The organism is Methylobacter svalbardensis (assembly GCF_037671525.1).
GTDB classification, from domain to species: domain Bacteria; phylum Pseudomonadota; class Gammaproteobacteria; order Methylococcales; family Methylomonadaceae; genus Methylobacter_A; species Methylobacter_A svalbardensis.
Map to the genome: position 1 here is coordinate 1 of NZ_JAWPOH010000004.1, position 24,790 is coordinate 24,790.

At 48.7% G+C, this 24,790-nt stretch carries 23 protein-coding genes; 15 read left to right on the forward strand and 8 right to left on the reverse strand.

From position 1 onward, the window contains the following. Positions 1-221 precede the first annotated feature (221 nt). The 4 genes from RW114_RS02530 to RW114_RS02545 are packed head-to-tail and all read right to left on the reverse strand — an operon-like array spanning position 222 to position 4,900. The gene (locus RW114_RS02530) at positions 222-2,384 is read right to left on the reverse strand and encodes a prepilin-type N-terminal cleavage/methylation domain-containing protein (RefSeq protein ID WP_340121139.1); all 2,163 of its coding nucleotides are present in this window, start codon (positions 2,382-2,384) and stop codon (positions 222-224) included. Positions 2,385-2,416: 32 nt separating this feature from the next. Further along, positions 2,417-3,727 (reverse strand): PilX N-terminal domain-containing pilus assembly protein, encoded by a 1,311-nt coding sequence (locus tag RW114_RS02535; protein WP_340121140.1) that lies wholly within the window; start codon positions 3,725-3,727, stop codon positions 2,417-2,419. Further along, positions 3,714-4,364: a prepilin-type N-terminal cleavage/methylation domain-containing protein gene (locus RW114_RS02540; protein ID WP_340121141.1), complete on the reverse strand. Its 651-nt coding sequence runs from the start codon at positions 4,362-4,364 to the stop codon at positions 3,714-3,716. The genes RW114_RS02535 and RW114_RS02540 overlap by 14 nt, the downstream gene beginning before the upstream one ends. Further along, positions 4,361-4,900: a GspH/FimT family pseudopilin gene (locus RW114_RS02545; protein WP_340121142.1), complete on the reverse strand. Its 540-nt coding sequence runs from the start codon at positions 4,898-4,900 to the stop codon at positions 4,361-4,363. The genes RW114_RS02540 and RW114_RS02545 overlap by 4 nt, the downstream gene beginning before the upstream one ends. A 165-nt stretch (positions 4,901-5,065) precedes the next feature. On the opposite strand from RW114_RS02545, the gene RW114_RS02550 reads away from it, so the two are divergent. The 8 genes from RW114_RS02550 (at position 5,066) to RW114_RS02585 (ending at position 12,480) form a co-directional block, all read left to right on the forward strand. Then, entirely contained in the window at positions 5,066-5,485 is a 420-nt protein-coding gene (locus RW114_RS02550) for a type IV pilin protein (protein ID WP_340121143.1), read from the forward strand. 104 nt (positions 5,486-5,589) lie between these two features. After that, positions 5,590-6,567: a tRNA dihydrouridine(20/20a) synthase DusA gene (gene dusA, locus RW114_RS02555; RefSeq protein ID WP_340121144.1), complete on the forward strand. Its 978-nt coding sequence runs from the start codon at positions 5,590-5,592 to the stop codon at positions 6,565-6,567. 208 nt (positions 6,568-6,775) lie between these two features. Next, positions 6,776-7,324, forward strand: coding sequence for a GTP cyclohydrolase I FolE (folE, locus tag RW114_RS02560; protein WP_340121145.1), 549 nt, complete (start codon positions 6,776-6,778; stop codon positions 7,322-7,324). Between the two features lie 25 nt (positions 7,325-7,349). Further along, positions 7,350-8,318, forward strand: a complete 969-nt coding sequence (gene hemH, locus RW114_RS02565) for a ferrochelatase (RefSeq protein ID WP_340121146.1) — start codon at positions 7,350-7,352, stop codon at positions 8,316-8,318. 101 nt (positions 8,319-8,419) lie between these two features. Then, the gene (locus RW114_RS02570) at positions 8,420-10,018 is read left to right on the forward strand and encodes a MutS-related protein (protein WP_340121147.1); all 1,599 of its coding nucleotides are present in this window, start codon (positions 8,420-8,422) and stop codon (positions 10,016-10,018) included. Next, entirely contained in the window at positions 10,015-11,217 is a 1,203-nt protein-coding gene (gene purT, locus RW114_RS02575; RefSeq protein ID WP_340121148.1) for a formate-dependent phosphoribosylglycinamide formyltransferase, read from the forward strand. Before RW114_RS02570 ends, purT begins: the two co-directional genes overlap by 4 nt. A gap of 8 nt (positions 11,218-11,225) precedes the next feature. After that, positions 11,226-11,990, forward strand: a complete 765-nt coding sequence (locus tag RW114_RS02580; RefSeq protein WP_422614778.1) for a lytic transglycosylase domain-containing protein — start codon at positions 11,226-11,228, stop codon at positions 11,988-11,990. Positions 11,991-12,033: 43 nt separating this feature from the next. Beyond that, positions 12,034-12,480, forward strand: a complete 447-nt coding sequence (locus tag RW114_RS02585) for a DUF1810 domain-containing protein (RefSeq protein WP_340121149.1) — start codon at positions 12,034-12,036, stop codon at positions 12,478-12,480. A gap of 177 nt (positions 12,481-12,657) precedes the next feature. Here RW114_RS02585 and RW114_RS02590 read toward each other — a convergent pair whose 3' ends face one another. Further along, positions 12,658-13,596 (reverse strand): DMT family transporter, encoded by a 939-nt coding sequence (locus RW114_RS02590; RefSeq protein WP_340121150.1) that lies wholly within the window; start codon positions 13,594-13,596, stop codon positions 12,658-12,660. Positions 13,597-13,871: 275 nt separating this feature from the next. Here RW114_RS02590 and RW114_RS02595 point away from each other — a divergent pair, with 275 nt between their 5' ends. The 7 genes from RW114_RS02595 to RW114_RS02625 all read left to right on the forward strand — a co-directional run bounded on the left by RW114_RS02595 (position 13,872) and on the right by RW114_RS02625 (position 22,434). Further along, positions 13,872-15,032, forward strand: a complete 1,161-nt coding sequence (locus tag RW114_RS02595; RefSeq protein WP_340121151.1) for an ABC transporter permease — start codon at positions 13,872-13,874, stop codon at positions 15,030-15,032. 159 nt (positions 15,033-15,191) lie between these two features. Continuing rightward, positions 15,192-15,890, forward strand: a complete 699-nt coding sequence (locus RW114_RS02600) for an ABC transporter ATP-binding protein (RefSeq protein ID WP_340121152.1) — start codon at positions 15,192-15,194, stop codon at positions 15,888-15,890. A gap of 229 nt (positions 15,891-16,119) precedes the next feature. Then, positions 16,120-17,079 (forward strand): efflux RND transporter periplasmic adaptor subunit, encoded by a 960-nt coding sequence (locus RW114_RS02605; RefSeq protein WP_340121153.1) that lies wholly within the window; start codon positions 16,120-16,122, stop codon positions 17,077-17,079. Continuing rightward, positions 17,076-18,524, forward strand: a complete 1,449-nt coding sequence (locus tag RW114_RS02610) for an efflux transporter outer membrane subunit (protein ID WP_340121154.1) — start codon at positions 17,076-17,078, stop codon at positions 18,522-18,524. Before RW114_RS02605 ends, RW114_RS02610 begins: the two co-directional genes overlap by 4 nt. Before the next feature lie 103 nt (positions 18,525-18,627). Next, a complete protein-coding gene (locus tag RW114_RS02615) occupies positions 18,628-19,953 on the forward strand; it encodes an alkaline phosphatase PhoX (protein ID WP_340121155.1) in 1,326 nt (441 codons plus the stop codon). 474 nt (positions 19,954-20,427) lie between these two features. Beyond that, on the forward strand, positions 20,428-20,982 hold the full coding sequence (locus tag RW114_RS02620) for a cytochrome b/b6 domain-containing protein (protein ID WP_340121156.1): 555 nt from the start codon (positions 20,428-20,430) through the stop codon (positions 20,980-20,982). Between the two features lie 93 nt (positions 20,983-21,075). Continuing rightward, positions 21,076-22,434, forward strand: coding sequence for a deoxyguanosinetriphosphate triphosphohydrolase (locus tag RW114_RS02625; protein ID WP_340121157.1), 1,359 nt, complete (start codon positions 21,076-21,078; stop codon positions 22,432-22,434). Between the two features lie 389 nt (positions 22,435-22,823). On the opposite strand, the gene RW114_RS02630 is transcribed toward RW114_RS02625, so the two are convergent. The 3 genes from RW114_RS02630 to narJ all read right to left on the reverse strand — a co-directional run bounded on the left by RW114_RS02630 (position 22,824) and on the right by narJ (position 24,769). Next, positions 22,824-23,186: a hypothetical protein gene (locus RW114_RS02630; RefSeq protein WP_340121158.1), complete on the reverse strand. Its 363-nt coding sequence runs from the start codon at positions 23,184-23,186 to the stop codon at positions 22,824-22,826. Positions 23,187-23,367: 181 nt separating this feature from the next. Beyond that, a complete protein-coding gene (gene narI, locus RW114_RS02635) occupies positions 23,368-24,045 on the reverse strand; it encodes a respiratory nitrate reductase subunit gamma (RefSeq protein ID WP_340121159.1) in 678 nt (225 codons plus the stop codon). 13 nt (positions 24,046-24,058) lie between these two features. Then, positions 24,059-24,769, reverse strand: a complete 711-nt coding sequence (narJ, locus tag RW114_RS02640; protein WP_340121160.1) for a nitrate reductase molybdenum cofactor assembly chaperone — start codon at positions 24,767-24,769, stop codon at positions 24,059-24,061. Positions 24,770-24,790: the final 21 nt, after the last annotated feature.

Sequence of the window (24,790 nt, forward strand, 5' to 3'; positions counted from 1 at the left end):
AAATACGGAGCGGCAGAAATATCAGTTCCCGTATAAAAAAATTGGGACAGCGCCATTCAGCTGGAGTGTGAACAGGGCTCTATCTTAAATTAAGGCATTATTTGTCTGGACAATGGGGTCCACTATAGGACTCAACGAGTCGCAATAGCAACAAATCGCCACTATTTTTGAAGCTATGGTGAATTGCCTATTGGCGAATCCACCATATCCACAATATCAGCTTAGTTACAAAGTAGAGCACACGCTGCCGAATTACCTGACTTACTCATCTCAATTGAGCATGTTTTGGTTCCACTCAGCGAAGCAACAGTTAAAGATATGGACGATGGGCAGCTAAAGGTATTTCCTGAGCCAGGATATACGCACTGCAAGCTATTCGTATTACTTGCAGTTACCGTTACTGATGATTGTACGCTTGAATATTCCAGGCAAGACGACGCTCCCCCAGAAGAAGGTGAACAAGCTAAAGTAATGTCGCTCCAGGAACCAACATTTTGAGAGCTATATGTAGGTGCGTTGTTACCAGTCCCCCATGTAAGAGGGCAAGATAGACTCGCATTTGATGCGAGAGAAATTGAATGTGTGGAGCTGCCGCCACTGCTGCTACCGCCGGTAAAAGGCACGGTGACTGAAGCCGAAACCAATGTCGCATCTGTTGAGCCGATTGCAGATGTCCCAACCACACCCGTGTTGCTTGTCTTCATCTGTGCAACAATTTTAATGACAGAGGTGGGGGCATTAGCGTCTGTTCCTATTCTAAAAGCACCTTTTTCTAAAGTTTGGTTTTGGTTCGCATTTGCAACTTGTGAAACCGTAGGACTGTCAACACATGTGTGGTTGGCGCTGGCATTATTGCCTGTTAGCGGACAAGGACTCGCTGTACTTGTGTTAGGACTACTATCGTCAGTTTTGGTTGTCTTCCAATCAGCCAAATTTGTGACATGGTATTCATAAAACGGCACCTCTTGAGGCACTAAGCCCGCTAAGGTAAAGTTTAATCCGGTTTTTTCAGATGGAGCCATGTAATCGACAAATACACCACGCGCCATCATTTGCGTCCCATCTGCTGGAGTAGTTGGTGTAGGCGCAGTCCAAAGGGATGCAGCCGTACCACTGTCTACTACATAAGCATTGACTGTACTTGCCACATAATTTTGATAACTGGTTAAATTAGCGGAATTCGTTAGGTCGTTGCGGACAAAGACGTTGAAGCCTACCAAATTCCAATCACTGACCGCTGTCCAATAACCATCCACACGCTTTAAGCGACACGCCTCAAGGTAAGTCCCTGATGAAACAGCGGTTGACGAACCAGACGTTGCGTAATGCTTATGATTGCCTCCAGAAAATTCACTATCGCCGCGAAAAGGGGTGTAACAATTTTTTCTGCCTTCTGCGGTTGAGGTATCACATACATGATCGCCCGTGGTGTTTTCGTGATGATCACTACAACAGGTGTCGCAAAGCGCATTTTGCCCATTGCTCTGACCTGATTTGACACCTGTTTGTGACTTTGTCACTGCCTTATGTTCTTGATCATAGCCTGGCCCGGTGACGTTGGTTAATTCACAGGAGCAGTTAAGCGTGAAAAATTCCTCTTTTTTAAGTGCAATAGGTGTCGTACCTGACCCGCAGTCTTTATAAGTTGTGGTTGAAAAGCTGACTAAATTGTTATCCGCAGTACCGCCACTGTTAGCGTCGATAGTTGGATCGGGTTTGTCGGTTTCCGTGTAAATGTCGCATGTTCCACCTGAAGACGATGTTGACGACGTTGAAGATGTAGACGATGTTGACGACGTTGAAGATGTAGACGACGTTGAAGATGTTGACGATGTAGACGGAATTCTTTGTTGTGCAACGACATCGGGCGCGGCTTGCTGGGTATAATTGACTACCGGCTTTTCCCCGCTACCACCGGCTGTGTATCCTACCAGCGAGCCGGAAGCATCCGAGGGGTTTTTGTTAATAACATGGGTTAATGCTACTGTATCGCTATTGGCATCAGGATCATTCCATGAAACCGTTACCGTAATCGCTTTTTGGTCAACGCTGCATGGACTACCGCATGGGGTGGTTAAAGCACCGGTGTTATTATAATAGTAATCAGTTGAAGTCCAGGATCGTGCATAGGTGAATGCTGTGCCGCTAGTTGGTGTTGGATTATCTGTGCCACCAGCAATAGCGGAAAAATCAGTGGCGTGAAACTCATCTAATTTTGCTTGAGCCATGCTGACTGCCGTGGCACGAGCATTGGCATTGCTGCCACTCTGAAAAAAAGTTCCCTGTAATTTAACTACCGCACTAATACCAACGGCAAATACCAAGGCAGCTATCAGCACCTCGATTAGTCCCACGCCCTGTTGTTTTTTTCTTTGACTGTTCATGATAGTTTCTTCTTTTGGAGATAATGTGTAAATTAGAAATCGCGCCAGCTACCAGGTATAGAGGCAACTTGACGATAGCTTTCACCAGAGTTGTTTTGGATATTGTCAAATATGTTTTTATCCCAAACGACAGCAACTGTGCCCGTACCACCAGCAATATCAACACCCGAAATCAATGACCCTATAATTTTCGTACCGCCGCCGATGTCAAGATCTGGATCATCAGAATTATCCGCGGGGGTCTCATCAAATAAAAACACAATGCCATAAATCGTCACATTACCCCCAATACTTAGGTCATGATTTTGCACCACAAGAATAACGGGATTCGCCTCGCTACCAATAGTGGCATTAGCATTGATTTGGCAATCGCCAGTAATCCAGATAATACCCTTGGAACTGGAATCAAGGCTGTTGCAATCTGAATATACCTGCGAAGGCGTTAAGCTTTCCGCAGCTGACTTGATAGATTGCCATTGCGTATAAGGCACACCAAAGATATATTCGAATAAATCAGGGGGAAAATTTCCAGCGGGTGAATCAGTTGTATAAGGATCGATTTGGATAATATCAACGCCTTGATCGGGTCCATTGGTTAGTTGTGTATGCAAATCATCAAGACTGGGATTAGGACATTGCCCGCCAGGAAAGAAGCCCAAAATATGACAGGTGGAAATAGAACTTCCCGTATCAACTGCGTTATGCGTCCAAACCGAAACCGCACAACCTGTGCACGAACCGTTGGGATTGGCTACAACATGCATATTTCCCGATACAGCCATGCTGCCGTCAGCAATAATCGGTGTATCAGGGGTATTACCGGCAGTTATAGACCGAATAACTATTTGCTCACTAACCGATGCCGTACCTGTTCTGTCTATCGATTCACCTACTGAAGTTAAGGTGTAAACCGTTACACCACCAGAAGTAGTGGTGCCAACACTCGCAGTAAATCGTGCTTCGCTACCGCTAGCCGTTCCTCCAGCCAGATTATTGTTACTCAGAAATGGATTTGGAATGGCATCTGCGTTGCCGTCTTTATTCGGATCGTATTTATAATCTCCGCCGCTACTGCCAACAGTTTTAATAAAGCTAACATTTTCAGTAAATTGCTGAGTTGCGTATTCCAAACCCCCATCAGCAGCGGCAAAAGCCTCTTTATAACGGTATTCGTTAGCGGACATCCGCTGATCAAATATGCCCACTTTGGCAGCAAAAAAGACCATTAGGGTAATGATTATTAGTACAACGACAGTTACGACTAATGTTGCCATCCCTTTTTGATGGGTGGAAGGAGTACCTTGGAAACCCAGCTTTTCTATGTCTCGCTTAGTATTCATCATTTCGAATCTCCACTGTCTCGGCAATAGTTCGGCGAACGGAAGTGTCACGAACCAGCTGCCCGGTTAATTCAATCGTTATTTGGTGGGTAGTGATGCCAGCGGAGGTCTTGCCTGGGGTAACGGTTTCTTCGGGGTCGTCACCAACTAAATCTGGATCGCTAACGCTGAAGGCAGTTATTTCTACTAGATTTTCATCGGTTATATTTTGCCATGTCGCAACGCATGAAGAAGTGTACCCTCCACTTTGAATTGCGCCGCTGTTTAAGCGAAAGCCGAAGCGTTCGCTATCGCAGTCATTTATGCCATCGTTGTTCACATCATAAGCGAAATTAACAGAAGTTGCCGTAGTCGCCATTAATTCGAAGGGATTGGCTGTTCCTGCTATAACGTGTGTTGCAGCAAGTCCGTTATAACCCGATCTGCGTAAATCCCGCGTAATTAAACTCATCACAGACCTCAGTTCCTGATTGAGCCTAACGGATTTAAGATAGTCATTATCGGCTTTGACCATGGAAACAAACATACCGATGACAGCAGCTAGGATGATGAGTCCTATTACCATAGAAATCATCAGTTCGATAAGAGTAAATCCCCGTTGTGTTTTGTTTAACACTTTTGATTTGATTGCCGGGATCATGGGCATGCTCCACTATCGGAATAGCTGCCGATTGTCGAAGTTGTATCCTTACAGATACGGATTCTGCCAAGCGTAGTTGTGGTAACGCCAAGGGTTTTGTTGTTGCCGGCAGAAAATGTAACTGTCCCTGATGTCCCTGTACCACGCAATGGGCTGAAGTTACGCGATGCTGAGGTATTAAAATTAACGGTTATGCCGTTGAAATCAGAGCTTTGTACTACGCTTCCTGATGCGCAATCACCAGCGACAGTGCAATCACAAGTCGCTGCAGCTGTCGCCATACCATAACACCAAGTGCTCAGATCAGTGCCTGTTGTTATAGGGGTAAAAAAAATGCCCATAGAAGCATTGCTTTTAATCGCCTCGGCTTTGGTATTTTGCAAGGCCGCAACCAACCCTTCCGCTGCGCCTTCCATGCGCTGCTGCTTCATCTGTTCGCTGAACGATGGCGCTGCCATAGCCGCAAGAATACCGATGATGGCAACAACTATCATTACCTCTAGCAGGGTAAAACCGGCGTGTTTTTGTCTGTTCATGTCTATCCACCTTTTTATGTAATCTGATTATAGATTACTATCGATTTTAATCCGTTAGCTAATCTACATTTTGCCGATTAAATTTGAACATTATTCAATATTATCTTCGCGTGTATCGGTTATGCTATATTTGCATCCATTTAATAACTTTAAAAAGGTGTAACAATGTACACGTTTAAACGATCTTCCGGTTTTACCTTAATAGAATTGATGATTGTAGTCGCCATTATCGGAATTCTGGCGAGCATTGCTTATCCGGCGTATACCGAATATGTGATCAGGGCAAAACGGTCTGATGCCAAGGCGGCGCTGCTGCAGGTGCAATTGGCACAGGAAAAATGGCGGACTAATCATACAAGCTACGGCACACTTGCAAATATAGGTGTCAGCGCTACTTCACCTGATGGTCATTACACTATTGCCGTCTCGGGAAACACCGCTACGGCTTACACAGCTACTGCGACTCCGCTAGCGCCATTTGCAGACGCCACATGCGGTACTTTCGCTGTTAATAAAGATGGAAAGACGACTTCGCTTGTCACTCAAACGACTGCCGCAAAAGTGACTGAATGCTGGGGAAAATAATTTTTCTCTCGTGTTTCGCTTGGCAACGCTGGAGCGTTGCGGGATGCGTTCCCACGCTCCGGCGTGGGAATGCCGCCAGGGACGCTCCACATGCATAAAAACTCATGACAAAACCAGATAATCCAAGGCATCGGCTATGTGTTGCCCCGATGTTAGATTGGACTGACAGACACTGTCGTTATTTTCATCGGCTGATTTCTAAACACGCGTTTTTATATACCGAAATGGTGACGACCGGCGCGTTGATTCATGGCGACCCTCACCGGTTTTTGCACTTTCATCCGGCTGAAAATCCGATGGCGTTTCAATTGGGCGGCAGTAATCCACGGGAGCTGGCCCTCTGCGCCAGGATGGTTGAAGATTACGGCTATGACGAGGTCAATTTGAATGTCGGCTGCCCCAGCGATCGGGTTCAGAATGGCCGTTTCGGCGCTTGCCTGATGGCGGAACCCGAGCTGGTCGCAGACTGTGTCGCGGCAATGCGTCAGACGGTTTCATTCCCGGTTACGGTCAAATCGAGAATCGGTATTGATGAGCGCGATTCTTATCAGGAGCTGGTGCACTTTGTCGCGACGGTTGCCGATGCCGGTTGCGAAACCTTTATTATCCATGCAAGAAAAGCCTGGTTAAGCGGCCTATCGCCCAAGCAAAACCGCGATGTTCCGCCATTACGCTATGATATGGTCTATCAAATCAAACAGGACTTTCCTGGGCTTGAAATCATCCTGAACGGCGGCATCACCACATTGGATCAGGCCGAAGACATTTTGCAGCATGTTGACGGCGTCATGGTCGGCCGGGAGGCTTATCACAATCCTTATCTATTGGCCGATGTTGATCGGCGGTTTTATGGCGAACCCAAAGAACCCCGGTCACGGGCAATGATTATGGCGTTGTTAATCCCCTACATTCAGCAGCAACTTGAGCTTAACGATGGCGTTCGTTTAAACAGTATATCCCGACATATTTTGGGGCTTTTTCATGCTGAACCGGGTGCCAGGGCTTGGCGCCGACATCTGAGCGAAAATGCCTGCAAACCCGGCGCCGACATCAATGTTATTTTGGAAGCTTTAAAATTCTGATTGCCGGACGGGGCATGCAGCCCTGTTCGAAACGTTTTTCGTCCGTTAAATGAAACCACTTAGCTCAGCCATCGCAGAAACGTTAGGAACGGGGTTGCAAACCCCGTCCCGCTCGAAACTACATCCCTGTAGGTAAAGAGCGAAGCTTTAAAATTCACAACGCCATGCTGTATACTGACCGACTATTTTTATTACTGAGATTGAGACTATGGAACAGCATTTTGCCAGGATTATCGAAGCAGTCGGTGAAGATTTAAATCGCGAAGGCCTGATCGATACGCCAAAACGCGCAGCCAAGGCTTTCAAGTTTTTAAACAACGGCTACGAAAAAACGCTGGAAGAAGTGCTGAACGGCGCTATTTTTAACGCCGATACCGAAGACATGGTCATCGTGAAAGATATTGAACTGTATTCTTTATGCGAGCACCATTTACTGCCGTTTATCGGCAAATGTCATGTGGGTTATCTGCCGCAAGGTAAGGTGATGGGCTTATCCAAAATAGCCCGCGTTATCGATATGTACGCACGCCGCCTGCAAATTCAGGAAAAACTGACCAAGCAAATAGCGGACGCGATTGAACTGGCAACCGGCGCCCGAGGTGTGGCGGTGGTTATTGAAGCCAAACATTTGTGCATGATGATGCGCGGTGTTGAAAAGCAAAACTCGGTCATGACGACTTCAGTGATGACCGGAATTTTCCGTAAGGAAATCAGCACCCGCTCGGAATTTTTAAATCTGATCAGCCGACATACCTGATCCTGTGGTGAGCGAAGCCGAACCAATGTCAGCAAAAAAAACCGGCGTATTACTGGCAAATCTGGGTTCACCTACCGCACCGACACCCAAGGCGGTCAGGCGATTTCTCAAAGCGTTTCTTTGGGATCCCCGCGTCGTCAACCTGCCCAGGCCGTTGTGGTGGGTGATACTGCATTTTTTTGTACTGCCTTTTCGTCCCCGAAAATCGGCCTTAGCCTATCGCAAAATCTGGGATGAAAAAGGTTCGCCGTTAATTTTTCTGACTTTGCAATTGGCCGAACGGGTTGCCGACAAGCTGAATGCCAAGGGCGTGACAACCCGGCATGTGATGCGCTACGGCGAACCCTCGATAGCGAAGCAGTTAAAAGCCTTCAAAAAGGCAGGCATTGATAACTTGATCATCCTGCCGTTGTACCCCCAATATTCCTCGACAACTACCGCATCAATCTATGATGACGTGATTAAGGAACTCAATCAGTGGCGACATCTGCCCAGCATCCAATTTATCAGTGATTATCACCAGCACAGCCACTATATTGATGCGGTTGCGGAATCCATCGAGCAGAGCTGGCGGGATCACGGCAAAAACGAGCTGTTAGTGATGTCTTTTCACGGTTTGCCCGAGCAACTGACTCAATGGGGCGATCCTTATTTCCACCAGTGCCATAAAACCGCAGCCTTGATTGCCGGGAAATTGGGCATTGACCAAAAACAATGGATGATTGTGTTCCAATCACGGTTCGGCAAGGCGCAATGGCTAAAACCTTATTGTGTGGACACGTTAAAGAGCCTTCCTGGACAAGGCATTAAGACCATAGATATTGTCTGTCCCGGGTTTGCGGTGGATTGCCTGGAAACGCTGGAAGAAATAGCAATGGAAAACAAGGCTATTTTTATGGAGTCCGGCGGCGTGGAGTATCGCTATATAACGGCGCTGAATGATTCAGAAACTCATGTTGCTGCTATAGTTAATCTGATTGAACAGAAGCTTTAACCACTGGAGTGCAGGCTCTGCCTGCAAGTACAAGCAAAGCTTGCACTCCCGTTGAAATAAAACTTTTAGTGATGCAAACAGCGAACCAAAAGGCTAAAAAAATGAAACGAACACTCTTACAAAACTGGCAGAATAGCAGCTGGCCGGCCATCAAATCCAGCAAACCACTGGAAACCGGCGACGGTGTTATTGACCAAAGAACCTTCAATACGATTGAAGTCGATCAGCTGTTCGACGCCGTCAATCACGCCTCAACGATTGCCGGGCAAGCGGTGTTATTTCGTTCGTTAACCCAGCCTCTGGATACGCTGGATCAGATTAAAGCCAAACAGCAAGCCGTTGAAGAACTGCGCAACAATCCGGCACTCAAAGAGCAGCTTGAGCGCATCGTTCAACACGCGCTACTCGATGAAAAAAACTTCTATTTGCTGTTGTTCGGCGAATTTTTAGGCTCGTTCGGCACCGCCAGAGAAGAGCACGAAATTGAAGGCTACGGCTATCTGCAATATAAACGCGGCATCCGTTTTATGCTGGAACTGGTCGATCAAATTCAAGCGGTAGAAGCCCCCCAAAGCGACTATCTAAAAGCTATTTTCGAGCAAATAAAAACTTTTTCAGAGTCAAGACCTTATTCGCTGATGGAAGGGCCTGTTTATATTGTTGAAAATAATCTCCAGTGCAAGGAACAGCGGAAGGCGTCGTTTTCGCCTGCGATTATTTTTAAACCCCGCCTGTTCAAACCGCTGCTGATCACGCTGTTTTTCGGAGCCATCTGGGCGCTGGCGCATTTTTTTCCCACCGACATGTTCAAGGTTTCAGTTGAGGCTATCCCGACCGCGACTATTTTCCTGGTGCCTTTGTTGCTGGTTTATTTTCCGATTATCGGCGGCTTTGATCGCGACAGCTGCATTATCCCGCTAAGAAATGAATTTAAAAAATCCCCGGCGGTAGCTGACACTTTAGATGCGCTGGGCAAGCTCGACGAATTGCTGTCGTTTATAAAATTTTCCGAGGCATTCGGCGGGAGTCATGTATTGCCCGAACTGATTGATGCGACGCATCACCGGATAAATCTGGTTGATGCCAGGAACCCGGTTTTAGGCAAACAAAACCCGGATTATGTCGGCAACGATTTTGTCTTGGATGATGACAAACTGGTACTGGTCACCGGCCCCAATAGCGGCGGCAAGACCGCTTTTTGTAAAACGGTCACCCAGATCCAGCTGCTCGCGCAAATCGGCTGTTATGTTCCTGCCAAATCGGCAATACTGACCGTCGCCGACCGGATTTTCTACCAGGCACCCGAGATCAGTCATCTGGATGACGGCGAAGGCCGGTTCGGTACGGAATTGAAACGCACCAAAGACATCTTTCTGGCGGCTACCCCTAAAAGCCTGGTGATTCTGGATGAATTATCCGAGGGCACGACCTTCGAAGAAAAAATGGAATCGTCGTCGAATGTGCTGAACGGCTTTTACCGGAAAGGCAACAGCACTATTTTAATTACCCACAACCATCAACTGGTCGATCATTTTGTCGCTCAGGGAACAGGCTTGCCAAGACAGGTCGAGTTTGCCAATGACGCGCCAACCTACAAACTGGTCGCAGGCATTTCCCGAGTCAGCCATGCCGATCGCGTGGCGAAAAAAATCGGTTTCTCCAAAGAAGACATAGACAACTATCTGGCGGATTCAGAATGAAAATAGGCACCCCCTTATCAAACAGCGCAACCAAAGCCCTGCTGCTCGGCAGCGGCGAGTTGGGCAAGGAACTGGCTATCGCACTGCAACGCTACGGCGTGGAAGTGATTGCCGTAGATCGCTATCCGAATGCACCGGCACAACAGGTGGCGCATCGCAGCCACGTGATCGATATGACCGACACGGTAGCGGTCAAAAAGCTGATTGCGCTGGAACAACCGGATTTCATCATCCCTGAAATTGAAGCGATTGCGACCCAGGCGCTGGTCGACATTGAAGCGGAAGGGTCATGTACGGTGGTACCTAACGCCAGAGCGATACAGTTGACCATGAACCGGGAAGGCATCAGAACCCTTGCCGCCGAGCAGCTTAAAATCCCCACCTCGAACTATGCGTTTGCACAAAGTTTTGATGAACTACAAGCGGCAGTTGATGCAGGCATCGGTTATCCGTGCTTTATCAAACCGACTATGTCGTCATCCGGCAAAGGCCAATCGATGGTTAAAAACGCCGATCAGCTGAAAGCCGCCTGGGATTACGCCAAATCCAGCGGGCGAGTGGATACCGGCAAGGTCATTGTCGAAGCAAAAATCGACTTTGATTTTGAAATTACCCTGTTAACCGTTCGTTTCCTGAATGATGGCGGCGAAGTCGAGACTTGCTTTTGCGCACCGATAGGCCATGTGCAGGAAAACGGCGATTACCGGGAAAGCTGGCAACCGCAAACCATGAGTGCCGCCGCGATCAAAGCATCGCAGGATATTGCGCTTAAAATAACCGATGAAATCGCCGGACTCGGTCTGTTTGGCGTTGAATTGTTTGTCAAAGGCGATACCGTCTGGTTTAGCGAAATCAGCCCCAGACCGCATGATACCGGCATGGTGACGCTGGTCACCCAACAACAAAACGAATTTGAATTACATGCCAGAGCCATCTTAGGCTTGCCCGTCGATACCGGCATACACAGCCTGGGAGCTAGCGCGGTGATCTTAGGCGGCCTGGATGCACAAGGCGTGATTTACCAAGGACTGGATAAAGCCTTGTCTGTCCCGACCAGCGAAATCAGATTGTTCGGCAAGCCTGAAGCTTTTACCAACAGGCGCATGGGAGTTGCGTTAGCCACCGCTGAAACTGTCGATGAAGCCAGAAACAGAGCGGTTAAGGCCGCGAGTATGATCGTTATTAAACCTGATAGATAGGTGTAGCCATGATGAGAATTCACGTCAGGCTATCCTGCCTGCCGCCCTTCGGGTTAATGCAAATCTGTTCCAGACAGATTTGTCACGTCAGGCTATCCTGCCTGCCGCCCTTCGGGTTAATGCAAATCTGTTCCAGACAGATTTGTCACGTCAGGCTATCCTGCCTGCCGCCCTTCGGGTTAATGCAAATCTGTTCCAGACAGATTTGTGCCATTATCTTAGCCAGTTTACTCATCTCAAACGAGGTGCAGGCCGACATCTATAAATTTATCGCCAATGACGGCAGCATCTACTATACCGACAAGCCTAAAAACAGCCTGTACAAACGCATCATACGAACGAGGCCGGTAAATTATGCCGCAGCCCTACCCTATATGGGCTCCAACAGGAAGAGATTCGCCGACCTTATTACCGAGGCGGCCAACCGGCATCAGGTTGATGTTAGACTGGTACACGCCGTTATCCAGGCGGAATCCGCTTACAATGCCAGAGCAATCTCCACAGCCGGGGCCGTAGGCTTAATGCAGTTAATGCCCGACACTGCAAGACGCTATGGCGTTGTTAACCGGAATGATCCTGTGCAGAATATTGACGGCGGCACCCATTACTTGAAGGATTTGCTCAGAATGTTTAATTCGAATCTGGATCTGGCCGTTGCCGCCTATAACGCCGGCGAAGGGGCGGTGATGAGATACCATAACTCCATCCCTCCCTACCCTGAAACGCGCAATTACGTCAAAACTGTGATGGCTTTGTATAACAGGCGCTCTTGAGCTGGATCGTAACCTGCCGGGGTAGATCAACAAGGAGATCAGCATGATAAACGCAAGCGACAACGTCGACTTAAGTCGTTTCACGAGTGCGCAAGAAAGCATCTATGACAGCGTCCTCGCAGAGTTAAGAAACGGCCGGAAACGCACTCACTGGATGTGGTACATATTCCCGCAAATTGATGGCTTGGGGCACAGTACAACGTCAAAACACTATGCCATTAAGAGCATAGAAGAAGCTCGACAATACCTGAACCACCCTGTTCTTGGAAAAAGGCTGTTGGAATGCGCAGAAGCGGTTTTTACCGTTGAAGGACGATCAATTTCAGAAATATTTGGTTATCCTGATAATCTAAAGCTTAAATCTTCCATGACACTGTTTGCCTGTGTGGCAGATCCATACTCCATGTTTTCCCGTATCCTTGACAAGTACTTTAATGGAGAGAAGGATGCTTTGACGCTCCAATTATTAGAGAAACTTAAGACGAAATGAGCCAAATGTGTAGGTCGGATTGGGCGCGCCGGTCATGGAGTTCAGGCATCTTTGCTTTCCACGCCGTAACCCGACATGGGAAGCAGGAATAACTCTGATTACGTTAAGCCAAGCCGATAAACCAGGGTCACACCCGTTGGGTTACGGCGCAAAAAGCCGCGCCTAACCCAACCTACTTCACTTAGCCCGGCTGACCACATAAACGCCGATTAACACCAAAGCAGTCCCGGCCAGTTGCGCCGCGGTCAATGTCTCGCCTAACAATAAGAAAGCCAGCGCCAGAGTGCCTATCGGCCCTATAGAGCTGATAATGGATGCCGAACCGGCGCCGATGCGCCTGATCCCTGCATTCATTAAAAATGCCGGAAGTACGGTGGAAAAAATCGCCATGATCAGCGCCAGCCAATAAACATTGGCCGGCAAATTCAACAGTTTAACGCCGTGCTGAATCACGAAATGCAACCCGGTTGCCAAACACGCTACCGTCATCGAGTAGGCGGTAAAACGCGTCGAGCCTATCCGTTTAACCATCATGCCGCTGCCCATCAAAAAAAAGGCAAACTCGATCGCACTACAAAAAACCAATGCCGAACCTAACAATAAGCCCGATGATGCCATTGCCGCCCTATTGTCAGCAAACACCAACATCATCCCCGCATAGCTTAAAGCCAACGCAACAGCTTGATGACGGTTAATGGCCCGGCGTTGCAGCGCCGCCGTGAACAAAACCACAAAGGTCGGATAAAGGAAGACTATCAAGCGCTCAAGACCGGCCGAGATATATTGCAGCCCGGCAAAATCAAGGAAGCTGGCAATGTAATAACCCAATAGTCCCAAACCGAAAATCATCAGCCAGTCTTGTTTGTTTAAGCGTTGCGCATCGTTTGTTTTTGCCGAATCATGAGCCGACCATAACGCCACTACCAGAAAAAAAGGCAATGAAATCGCCATGCGCAGCACCATCAAGGTGATGGCATCCAGTTGATGACTGTAGCTGTAAGCCAGTTTGACCAATACCGCTTTAGCAGAAAAGCCAAACGCGCCGAGTAAAACAAACAGATAACCGAAAATAACCTGACGATTGTTTTGCGATATAACGGATTCGGGTTGATGCACAAACTTCTCCTTAGAATGGAAAACTGCGAATCTTGCCGGAAAGACTACCAAAGCAACCGCGACAAGACCCGCAGTTGCTTTGCTAAAATGGAATTAATGAACCAAAAACACAGCACTGCAGTGAAAGCTAATAATCTTTCGCAGCCATCGTGTGTTGAGTTTTAGCAAAAAAGTCATTTGGTTCATGATTTGTATTCTATGAATACGGTTGTACGTTGTCAATTTGCGTTGCATGATAAAATTTCTTAATTTCAGCCAACCAAGAGCCCAAAGCCATGAATCACATTGCCTTAAAAATGCTGATGGGAGATCGAGGCAAATATCTCGGTATCGTCATGGGTCTGACTTTTGCATCGTTGATCATGACCCAGCAACCGGCTATTTTTTTGGGGCTGATGTCGCGCTCTTACAGTTTCATTTCGGATGTGGGTTTGCCCGACATATGGGTGATGGACTCGAAAGTGCAGTTCGTCGATGACATCAAGCCCTTGCAGGATACCGAGCTTTACCGGGTACGCGGCATTTCCGGTGTGGAGTGGGCGATGCCGATGTACAAGGGGCTTTTAAAAGCGCGGCTTGCCGACGGCACTTTTCAAACCTGCAATGTCGTAGGCTTAGACGACGCCACATTAATCGGCGGCCCGCCGGTCATGCTCGAAGGGACAATTGAAGATTTGCGCCGTAGCGACGGCGTCATCGTCGATATAGACGGCGCCAGGGATAGACTGGGCAAGCCTTCGCCGACACCCGGCGGCAAACCCATTCCGCTTAAAGTAGGCGACAGCCTGGAGTTAAACGATCACCGCGCCATCGTTGTCGGCATCGCCAAGGTCACCCGCACTTTTCAGTCCCAGCCCGTGGTCTATACCACGTATTCCCGCGCCAAAAGTTACGCGCCCAAGGAACGCAAGCTGCTGTCCTTCGTTCTGGTTAAAGCCAAGCAAGGACAAGATCTCGCCGAATTAACCCGCCGCATTCACGCAACAACCGGTCTGGCGGCTTATACGAGTGAGGAGTTTAAATCCCTCACTTATGAGTATTTTATGCGCAACACCGGCATCCCGATCAACTTCGGCATTTCGGTGCTGTTGGGTTTTATCGTCGGCGCGGCCATTGCCGGGCAAACTTTCTACAACTTCACGCTGGAGAACCTGCGTCAATTCGGCGTGCTGAAAGCGATGGGCACCAGCAACTGGATATTGCTGCGCATGATTTTGCTGCAGGCGGTTTTAGTCGGTACTATCGGTTACGGTTTAGGCGTGGGTTTGACTGCGGTGTTCGGCTATTCGATGCGCCATTCGATACTGGCGTTCAAGTTTCCGTGGCAACTGCTGGTGTTTAGCGGCGCGGGGGTTAGTACGATTTGTGTTTTTGCGGCGCTGATCAGCATCCTTAAAGTAATCCGTCTGGAACCGGCTATCGTGTTTAAAGGCTAGCAAGACTATGAAAAATTGCCAAAAAAAAATATTCACCACGAAGGACATGAAGAGAATAATTTCATTCATTCAACGTATTGAAACTTCATGCCCTTCATGTTCTTCGTGGTTATTTTTTGAGTCAATACTAATAATGAATTTTTTCAAAATCCCTAAGACATGAATCCATCATCATTGGCGGTACGTTGTCAGAATGTGGTCAAGATTTACGATACCGGCGACCAAAAAGTGACCGCGCTTAACGGCGTAAACCTGGATATTGCGATGGGCGAGCTGATGATGCTGGTCGGCCCCTCAGGCTGCGGCAAGACCACGTTGATTTCAGTCATCGCCGGCATTCTCGATCAGGACAGCGGCTATTGCGAGGTATTCGGCGAGGATTTGCTGAACATGAGCAATCAGCACAAACTGAATTTCAGGGCGCGCAACATCGGTTTTGTTTTTCAAGCTTTCAACCTGTTGCCTGCACTCAGCGCGGCAGAAAACGTGTCGGTACCGCTGATCATCAACGGCATGAAACGCAGCGATGCCGAGCGCAAAGCCATCACCGTGCTGGAGCAAGTAGGCTTGGGCGCGCGGGCGACAGCCTTACCCTCGGAGCTTTCCGGCGGCCAGCAGCAACGTGTCGCCATTGCCCGAGCGCTGATTCATAGCCCGAGACTGATTGTTTGCGACGAACCCACCAGCTCACTGGATCATGAAACCGGACATAATGTGATGACCTTGCTCAAGGAAGTGGCCTTGCACAAAGACCGGGCGCTGGTCATCGTAACCCACGACGCCAGGATTTTCGACTTCGCCGACCGCATTGCCGAAATGGATGACGGGCATATTGTTAAGGTCAAAGAGGCAAGGTGAAAGGCATGTTTTGCATCGTCTATTCTGAAACAATCATAGTAGGGTCCACGAAAAACACAAAAAGCACGAAAAATAAGATCATTACCCAAGGGATAAATTGCTAATGCGATTAGTCTATTGCTTAATTTCGTGTCTTTCGTGTCTTTCGTGCTTTTCGTGGACAACAACCATTAAATTAAGCCGCTCGTAGTGAGCTTGTCGAACCATAAAATTATCCACAGGAGGTGATATGCAAGTCAAATACACATTACCGATACTGGCAGCGGCCGGATTCCTTTTTGCGGCTTATACGGTCGTCAACAGCAATAAGCCGATACCCATTGCTCCCGCCGTTGCGGTGCCTGCCTCCGCGCCGTTTAAATCGTTTATTGCCGGATCGGGTATTGTCGAGGCAAAAAGCCAGAACATCGCGATCGGCACGCCTTTGTCCGGCATCGTCAAGACCGTGGCCGTCAAGGTTGGCGATAAGGTCAAAGCTGGCGCGCCGCTGTTTTATCTGGACGACCGAGATACCCGTGCAGAGTTGGCCGTTAAACGTGCCGATCTCGCCAAAGCTCGGGCAGGCGTTAACGAAGCCTTAGCCTCAGTCAAAGATACCCAATCGCTGAGCGATTTGGCCGAAGCCATAACCGACCGGCGCGCCATCAGTTCCGAGGAACTGCTTAGACGCCGCAATGCGCTGCTGATCAACTCAGCCAGACTGGACAGCGCCAAGGCCCTGGTGCAACAGGCCGAAGCCGCGCTGACAACGACACAAACCACGCTGGCCCGGCTCGCCATTCAAGCGCCGGTCAATGGCGAAGTTTTGCAAGTCAACATCCGACCTGGCGAATTCGCCCAGGCCGGAGCCCTGAACACGCCTCTGCTGGTGCTGGGCAACATGGACCAGCTGCATGTGCGGGTAGACATCGACGAGAATGATGCCTGGCGGTTCGACAAAAACAGCAAGGCCGTGGCCTTCCTGCGCGGCAATCGAAACTTCAAAACCGACCTGATTCCGGCTTATGTGGAGCCTTACGTCATACCCAAAAAATCACTGACCGGCGACAGCACCGAACAGGTGGATACGCGGGTATTGCAGGCGCTGTACAGTTTTGACAGGAACCAACTGCCCGTCTATGTGGGCCAGCAGATGGACGTATTCATTGAAGCCAAGGATTATTCCGGCGACGGCGGTTCACCGTTATGATTTGTCGTCCCCTTGCGCTTTTTGCCGCGCTGCTGTTATCCGGCTGCTTTGCTGTCGGCCCCGACTATCAGCGCCCGAAAATACCGGTTCCCCGGCAATGGACTGAATCGACTGCGGCTACAGGTTCCCAACCGGACAAATGGTGGAAGGCTTTTAATGATCCGGTACTCGACCAACTGATCGGCGACGCGATCGCGTCCAACCTGGATTTAAAGCTTGCCTTGGAACGGGTTAAAGATGCCCGCGTCCTGCGTTCTGCGACCATTGCCACAGGCTTGCCCAGCTTGGACGCCAAGAGCAACGTCAGCAGGCGGTTCAACAACTCATCCTCATCGGCTTCCCAGTCCGGCACATCCTCTGCGGGCGGCGGTTTTGGCATCGGTAATCAGTTCATCAACATTTTCCAAATGGGCTTTGACACCCAATGGGAGCTGGATTTTTTCGGCGGCGTCAGACGGGCGGTGGAAGCCGCCGATGCAACGATTGATGTCGAAGTGGAAAACAGCCGGGATGTACTGATCACCCTGCTGGGGGATGTCGCCCGCAACTACATCGAGCTACGCGCCAATCAACGGCTGATCGCAATAACCCGTGAAAATTTACACGCGCAACAGGAAACCCGGGAACTGACGCAAATCCGCCAACAGACAGGGCTTGCGAGCATGCTGGAAGTGACCCAAGCGCAAGCCCAGGCCGCCACGACCGAGGCGCAGTTGCCGAACTATGAAACGGCAGTCAAGCAATCGGTACACGCACTCAGCGTGTTGCTCGGCAAGGAACCCGGTGCGCTGGTCGTTCGGCTTGATCGACAAGGCATTATCCCGACCATTGCTACTAAGGTGATAACCAACCTCCCCTCAGAATTATTACAGCGCCGACCGGACATTCGCCGCGCCGAACGGCAGCTGGCCGTCGCCAACGCATCGGTCGGCGTTGCGACCGCCGAGCTGTACCCGAAAATCAACCTCGCGGCATTCATCGGCTTGCAAAACACCACCATCACCGACTTCACCCCACTCGGAAAATCATGGTCGGCAGCGTCGTCATTAACGATGCCAATCTTCAACTGGGGAAAATTGAACGCCAATATCAACAGCAAAAAAGCACAATTTGAACAAACCTTCCTGACTTATCAATCCACGGTTTTATCCGCTTTCAAGGAAGTCGAAGATGCACTGATCGCCTACAGCAAAGAACAGGAACGACACAAGGCGCTGGCGCAAGCCGTTGCAGCAAACCAGCTGGCGGTTCAACTAGCCAACGAACGCTATCAAAAGGGCCTGACCGCATTTCTCGATGTACTGACAGGCCAAACGACGCTTTATCAGGCCCAGAGCTTGCTGGTCAGCAGCGAGTCCCAGCTCTCCAGCAACATGGTTGCCCTGTATAAAGCGCTAGGCGGCGGCTGGCAAACCGAGGCTATTGTAGATAATGTTAAAAAATAACTTAACCAAGTTGTAACACTACCCACTCCGTTTTGTAACATAAGCTATTTACTATAAGCGTTGGCTGCCAGCCAAATAACCCTATGCTATCCTGGAGTACATAATGAAAGTTACAAAAACACTATTATCGCTTGCTATTAGCGCAATTATCCCGACTCTTGCAATTGCCGATTCTGAAATTCAAGGGCCTATGGCGTTTGATTCTATTTCCGGTTCCGCCTACGGCCAGCAAAACGCTACCGACCTTAACACTACACCCTGGATCATCCCAGAAGGCTATAGCCAATCTATCATTTCTGACGAAAACGACCTGAACATCTATGTCGGCACCGACTGGAACGACATGAACACCGTGAACGAAACCCAAAAACACGCGGGCCGTTATCTGTACCGCACCCATGAAGTTCGCGGCGGCGCCATCGGCAACGATGGCAATTCTCTACGTGTTGATGGTAATAGCGGCGGCGCGGTTTCCGTCGTTGACCTGAAAACCGGGGAAGCCAAGGAAGTGGTCGGACGCGACGATTGGGAAGCGATCGACGGTATCGTCTGGACACCATGGCATACTATACTGTTTTCGGAAGAAGTCATCGATTCTCAGCGCCCTGATCCGGATGCTCCACTAGCCGAAAGCGGTCTGGTCTATGAGCTGAAACTGAAAGCCGGCGACCCGACCACCATGGAAAGCGTGACCGTTCTGCCTAAACTCGGTTCTCTGTCGCATGAAGGCCTGGAAATCGATGTCGAAGGCAATGTCTATGTGATCGACGAAGATAAAAAAGGCTCGATCTACAAATTCATGCCGACTACTTATGGCGATCTAAGCGGCGGACAGCTTTACGCATTGAAAGTGAATTCAGGTAAAACCGGCGCGGCGGAATGGATAGCTCTGGATATGAACCAAGCGCAAATCAGTGCCCGCGTAGCGGCAACTGCTGTCGGCGCAACCCCATTCTGTCGCCCTGAAGACCTGGAACGCATTGGCAAGACCCTGTACGTCGCGCTGACTTGCGAGGATGTCGATAACGCTACCAACACCAGTGGCCGTAGCGCAGTCTTGGCCGTAACACTGGAAGAAACGCCATCAGTCAAATATGCCGTTGCTGCCGGCAAGAATGCGCCGATCGAAAATCAGGCGACTGGTGCGACCGGCTTCGCGAAAGTAGACAATCTGGCCAGCGGCCCTGACGGCAAGTTGTGGATGGTGGAAGACAACGGCTTCAGCGACATCTGGGTTTATGACCCAGCCTCTGAAGATGCCAACAACGACGGTTATCAAGACGGCGTACACCTGTTCGCTTCCTTGAAAGACGAATCGGCAGAAGGCTCAGGCATTTACTTCGGTAAAGACCCTCACACCCTGTTCGTGAGCGTCCAGCATTCTGGTACAGGTAACGACAAAACGATGGCGATCACTAATCGTAAATAATCCGATTATTTAGTTCAAGAAAACGGCACCTGCGGGTGCCGTTTTTTTTGGCCTGATTTTTAACAGATTTACGTTGTCATCCAATTCTAAGCCGTTATCCTAGAAAAATCATTTGCTCCACGAAAGACAAAAAAAGCACGAAAAGATTTAAAGAGATACCAAATGTGAATCGCCACCAAAAGGGTGAATGGCTGTGTAATACAACATACTGATTTTTTTCGTGTCGCCTAGAGGCGCCTACTTTTGGCTTTCGTGCTTTTCATGGACTAATTGCGGTTTTTAGGGTTATCGAACAGGTTGTTACAAAAAAACAGTCCCTATTAAAATCACTTAGCGCGAAATGGTATTTCCGGCTTGCCGTGCGATAACTGCAAAGCTAATGATCTACCCGTTTTTTTTATGTCATGTTAAGCTCGATTGCATTTTCAATTTCTCTCAATACCCTATCCACACAACAGAAACAGGAGTACAAAAATGGAATCGCAAGAATTAGTTAAAGTATGGGATCTTCCGCTTAGAATTTTTCACTGGCTGCTGGTTGCCGGATTTTTTATCGCTTACCTGACTGAAGATGACTTATTAACGGTTCACGTCTGGGCCGGTTATCTGGTAAGCGGATTATTGGTGTTCAGATTAATCTGGGGATTTATCGGCAACGACTATGCCCGGTTCTCAAGTTTTTTATGCAGTCCCGCCAAGTCGATTGCCTATCTTAAAGATTTGATCGCATTAAAAACCCAGCGTTACCTCGGCCACAATCCGGCGGGTGCGGCGATGATTGTATTATTGCTGGTCAGTTTATTGATGACGGTTATCACCGGCTTTGCGGTGTACGGCGCAGACCAGGCAGCCGGACCGCTGGCGGCTATAGGCTCCGCTAACGAAAAGATGTGGGAAGAAGTGCATGAATTTTTCGCCAACTTCACGCTGATTTTGGTGGTTGTACATGTTATAGGCGTAGCTGTTGAAAGCTATATCCACCATGAAAATCTGGTTCGAGCGATGCTGCATGGGTTTAAAAAGAAATAACCCCTGTACGAAAATGTTCTTAAATCAGATAGGATGTCAGGCTCTTTTACCCTTCCTATTTAGCTAAACACACTCAACTTAAAAGACCTGATTATGGAATGGAACACACTATTAAACACTGATAAATTGGGGCGTACAGCAGCCAAACAAGAGCTTGGGCGCTCGCCTTTTAATTCTGATCACGACAAGATTATATTTTCAGGCGCATTCAGGCGCTTGGCAAAGAAGACCCAGGTCCATCCGCTAGCGACGAATGATCATATACATAATCGTTTGACGCACAGCCTTGAAGTTGCCTGTGTTGGACGCAGCTTAGGCATTAAAGTCGGCCATGCATTACAGGAAAAAGGCCGTCTTCCTGGGGAATTTGTACCCACCGATTTGGGGGACATTGTCCAATCTGCTTGCTTGGCACATGATATTGGCAATCCGCCCTTCGGCCACACCGGTGAAGAAGCCATTCGCAACTGGTTTAAATATGATGGCAACCGTCATTTGACCGACCTTAGCGTTGAAGAGAAACATGATCTCCTGTTTTTTGAAGGCAATGCCCAGGGATTGCGCTTATTAACTTCTTCAGAATATCACCCTGATGACGGCGGCATGAGATTGACCTACTCAACGCTTGCCTCGTTCATCAAATATCCGTGGACGTCACTACCTAGTGCCGAAGGAAAGCGTCCGAAGCCGAATAAATATGGCGTTTTTCAGTCAGAATTGGCCATTTTTGATGAAATTGCCTTAGCGGTCGGATTGGAAAAACAACCAGGCAATAACTGGTATTGCCGGCATCCACTGGTTTACCTCATGGAAGCCGCTGACGATTTTTGCTATGGCATTTTGGATCTCGAAGACGGCCTTGAAATGGACATTCTTCGCTGGGATGATATTTTTGATATATTGAAACCGGTGTTGAACCCAGCGGAAATCGATAGCCTGGAAGCTGATTTAGCAAAAGCCTCTGATAGGCAAAAACCGGCCCTCATTAGAGGAAAGGTTATTTCAGCGTACATTGACGCGGCAACAGAGGCCTTTATTAGCAATGAACAAGGACTCCTTCAAGGCAAACATGGCGATTTAATTTCCTTATGCCCTGCTAATATCAGAGAGTCTGTAGAACAGGCCAAAAATACCGCAAAAACCAAAATATTTTCACATCCCCGAAAAATTGAACTGGAAATAGGCTCATACCACATCATCTCGACACTGTTAGATATTATGTGTAGCGCCGCTATAGAATTGGTCGACAACCCTACTCAAATATCTTTTAGAAGCAGACGGGTAGTCGATCTGATTGGCAGGGATACTTTTGACCGTCAAATCAAAAAAGGCGAAAAATTAACGCCCAAATATCTGGCATTGATGCGCGTGATTGATTATATCAGCGGCATGACCGATAACTATGCGAGCTATTTGGCAAAACAATTTAACGGCATGGGCGAGTCCCGATAAGAAAAGCCAAGTAGGATGGCTGCAGGAGGCAGAGCACCCAAAGTAGGCGCTTTACGACTGCATGGATGCAGAAGGTAGAGCAATGCAGGAGCAGTTGCCGAGAGGCATAGCCGGAACCCATCATAATCCAATATCGCCGATGTGATGGGGTTCGCGTTGCTCTACCTATCCTACCGCGCTGCATAGCTTGTTAATCTGCCGTTAAGGGAACCTGCTCTATCATGAGTCCGATCTAAAATAATGCCTAGCTTGTGTTAATGAATGAATTAACGGATTTAGCAATGAATCAGATTCAACTAAGGCCTTAGATCCGCTATTTTTATTGAACAATTAACTCGCGGTAATTTTAGACAACCATTTTTTTAAAATTTTTTATCTTACCAATCTAACTAAATTAAAGGTGTAAACATGAAATTAAATATCCTGCTGACAACTGGCATTATCAGCCTTGCTTTACTTAGTGGCTGTGATAAAGGCAGCGAACAACCAACCACAACCGTTGGTGGTGAAATCGCAATTCCAGCACCTACTCCAGCTTCTGAAGCAACTACTGCTCCAGCTGAAACGGCTACTCCTGCTACCAAAGAAGACAGATAACCGACTGAGTTGTAAATTAACAGCAATTTATGGCTCTCATTCACAATAAAAAAGCGGCTAATTTCTTTAGCCGCTTTTTTTTTAAGCCTTAATATTTGCCTGATGCTTTGCTCACCTTGATGACGCGGTAATTCAACGACCAGTAAAGAAAGCACCCTACTTATTCTTTAACCTAGAAAAATCATTTGATCCACGAAAAACACAAAAAGCACGAAAATATTCAAAGAGATACCAAGTTGTAGATCGTCACCCAAAGGGTGAATGACTGCGTAATACAACATACTGATTTCTTTCGTGTCTTTCGTGCTTTTCGTGGACTAACTGCGGTTTTTAGGTTTAACGCTTACGTACGACTTGATAAGGTCGCGTGATATAACCCAGCGGCACACTCCAGACATGCACCAAACGACTGAACGGGAAAACCAAAAACAAGGTCTGTCCTAAAAATAAATGCCATTTGAAGATAATGCCGATCTCGCTGACTTGATCCGCTGCACCGCTACGAAACGTCACGATGCGTTGCGCCCATTCCGACAGCAGCAACATATTGGCGCCGTCATAATGATAAAGTGAAATCGGCAAGGTCAGCAGACCCAGCGCCAGCTGTACGCCGATCAGCAGCAGAATGAATATATCCATACGACTGCTGGTGGCCCGAATGCGCGCATCGGTCAGGCGACGGCGTATCAGGATGATGATGCCTTTTAAACATACGCCACCGAAAACGCCACCGGCAATAACAGCCAGTATTTGTTTTGCCGACGTCGACAAGCCAAAGGCGTGATAAACCGCAGGCGGCGTCAACAGGCCGACGAAATGCCCGACGAACAGCAACAGGATGCCGATATGGAATAAATTGCTGCCCAGCCTTAATTCGTCGGCGCGCAGAAACTGGCTGGAACCGGTGCGCCAGGTGTATTGATCACGGTCATAGCGCGCCAGGCTGCCGATGAAAAATACGCTGATCGCGATATAAGGGTAATAGCCGAATAGTAAGGTATTGAGATAATCCACGATATGACTCCTTTTAAAGAGAACGGTTTTGCGCTTTTAAATATTCATCGCGCGGCGTGATGGTGATCGGGCTGACGGCGGCGGCTTGACTTTTGCACGCATCCCCTGCCCCCATAAAACTGACGGCTTCTTCTTCCCAGATTTCATCCATATTGACCAGAGTTTCATCCTCGCCTTCGGTTGCGGCTTGTAGGCGGATTTCGGCCAGCGCTTCGGGTTCGCCGGCAAAACCCGATAGCGCATCGAAAACTGCGCTAAATTCGCTGCCGCGTTCGCTTAGCCGTGCACCCAACAGACTGAGTACAGGCATCGCATCGTGCAATAACTGCACGGCTTCTGCCCGTTCCTGCTGCGACAGAAACTCCAGAAATAACGGGATGTAATCGGGCAATTCATGCGTGGACATTTCAAAGCCGTGCGCCTCGTACATTTGCAGCAGATTAACCATGGCCTGCCCCCGGTCGCGGGATTCGCCGTGGACATGCTCGAAAATATGCAGCGACAAAAACCGTCCCCGGTCGAATAGCGCCACATAATCCTCTTGAACATCCAGCAGATCTGCGCCGCGGTAGGAATCGATCAACGCCAATACGGATTTTTTATGGTCGTCCGGCAACAGATTTTCCTGCTCGACAACCGCCGCCATTTCGTCCAATGCTTCGAGCATCTCGGCTTCGGGATAGCTCAGCAGTAGCGATAGAACTTTTAGGGTTTGCATGCTCATTTTAGCTCCTGCGTTATCGTT